Annotated in this window: 1 rRNA gene; it reads left to right on the forward strand. The window is 54.1% G+C overall.

Annotated features, from left to right (window positions below):
• A 16S ribosomal RNA gene (locus AB4Y43_RS40735) occupies positions 1–242 on the forward strand; the annotation flags it as partial.

Here is a 242-nt window from a genome sequence, read left to right on the forward strand (position 1 = left end):
GTCGCAAGATTAAAACTCAAAGGAATTGACGGGGACCCGCACAAGCGGTGGATGATGTGGATTAATTCGATGCAACGCGAAAAACCTTACCTACCCTTGACATGTACGGAAGTCCGCTGAGAGGTGGGGGTGCCCGAAAGGGAGCCGTAACACAGGTGCTGCATGGCTGTCGTCAGCTCGTGTCGTGAGATGTTGGGTTAAGTCCCGCAACGAGCGCAACCCTTGTCCCTAGTTGCTACGCA

Origin of the sequence: Paraburkholderia sp. BR10872, assembly GCF_040965835.1 — a bacterium.
Taxonomy (GTDB): Bacteria; Pseudomonadota; Gammaproteobacteria; order Burkholderiales; family Burkholderiaceae; genus Paraburkholderia; species Paraburkholderia nodosa_A.